Origin of the sequence: Bradyrhizobium sp. STM 3809 (assembly GCF_000239795.1) — a bacterium.
Lineage (GTDB): Bacteria > Pseudomonadota > Alphaproteobacteria > Rhizobiales > Xanthobacteraceae > Bradyrhizobium.
Map to the genome: position 1 here is coordinate 1 of NZ_CAFJ01000055.1, position 1,754 is coordinate 1,754.

Annotated in this window: 1 protein-coding gene; it reads left to right on the plus strand. The window is 63.8% G+C overall.

Annotation, left to right across the window (positions count from 1 at the left end; genetic code table 11):
• A partial coding sequence (yidC, locus tag BRAS3809_RS02415) for a membrane protein insertase YidC (RefSeq protein ID WP_035655096.1) occupies window positions 1-1,727 on the plus strand: 1,727 nt, incomplete at its 5' end.
• Between the last annotated feature and the right edge of the window lie 27 nt (window positions 1,728-1,754).

The window sequence follows — 1,754 nt, forward strand, 5'->3', positions numbered from 1 at the left end:
CCCCGGCGACGCAGCCCGACGGCACCGCGCCGTCCGCAACTCCGCAGCCAGCGGGCCCGGCCGCCACCGGCAGCCCGAACGCGCCGGGCGGCGCCGTGACCAGCTCCGGCGTGATGCCGCGCGACACCGCGATCGCCGCGAACCCGCGCGTCAAGATCGACACCCCGCGCCTGACCGGCAGCATCTCGCTGAAGGGCGCGCGCCTCGACGACCTCGCCTTCGTGCAGTATCGCGAAACCGTCGACCCCAGCTCGCCGGCGATCGTGCTGTTCTCGCCGTCGAACACCGCCGAGCCCTATTACGCCGAGTTCGGCTGGGTCAACGCCGCCGGCGCCAAGGTGCAGGTGCCCGACCAGAACACGGTCTGGCAGCAGGACGGCTCGAACGCTCTGACGCCGTCGACCCCGGTCAAGCTGACCTACACCAATGGCGACGGCCTGACCTTCCAGCGCACCATCAGCGTCGACGATCATTATCTCTTCACGATCAAGGACGACGTCACCAACGCCGGCAACGCGCCGGTGACGCTGTATCCCTACGGCCTGATCTCCCGCCACGGCACGCCGCACGTCTCCGGCTACTACATCCTGCACGAAGGCCTGATCGGCTATCTCGGCGAGAAGGGCCTGCAGGAGTTCACCTACAAGAAGATGGACGACGAGAAGGCGGCGAAGTTCGACGTCACCAATGGCTGGCTCGGCATCACCGACAAATACTGGGCGGCGGCGCTGCTGCCGATGACCGATGCGCGGCTGCAGGCGAACTATTCGTCGAAGCTGGTCGACAACCAGCACCGCTACCAGACCGACTATGTCGAGAACCCGCAGACGGTGCCGGCCGGCGGCTCGGCCAGCGTCTCCACCCGGCTGTTCGCCGGCGCCAAGGAAGCCGGCGTCGTCGGCATCAACTTCCCGATCGGCGGACTCGACGGCTACAATCAGAAGCTCGGGCTCAACCATTTCGACCTGTTGATCGACTGGGGCTGGTTCTACTTCCTGACCAAGCCGATGTTCCTGGCGCTCGACTTTTTCTTCCGCTTCTTCGGCAATTTCGGCATCTCGATCCTGCTGGTGACGGTGCTGGTGAAGCTGGCTTTCTTCCCGCTCGCCAACAAATCCTACGCCTCGATGGCCAAGATGAAGGCGATCCAGCCGCAGCTGCAGGCGCTCAAGGAGCGCTATCCGGACGACCGGATGAAGCAGCAGCAGGAGATGATGGAGATCTACAAGAAGGAGAAGATCAACCCGGTCGCCGGCTGTCTGCCGGTCGTGCTGCAGATCCCGGTGTTCTTCTCGCTGTACAAGGTGCTGTTCGTCACGATCGAGATGCGGCACGCGCCGTTCATCGGCTGGATCAAGGACCTCTCGGCGCCGGACCCGACCAATCTGTTCACGCTGTTCGGGCTGCTGCATTTCGATCCGACTCAGCTGCCGCTGTTCGGCCACTACCTCGCGCTCGGCATCTGGCCGATCATCATGGGCATCACGATGTGGTTCCAGATGAAGCTGAATCCGACGCCGCCGGATCCGGCGCAGGCGATGATCTTCAACTGGATGCCGCTGATCTTCACCTTCATGCTCGCGGGCTTCCCGGCCGGTCTCGTGATCTACTGGGCCTGGAACAACACGCTCTCGGTGCTGCAGCAGAGCTTCATCATGCGCCGCAATGGCGTGAAGGTGGAGCTGTTCGACAACATCCGCGGCACGTTCAAAAAAAAAGCGGCGTGACGAGTAGGCCGGCTTGAGATAGGCGAT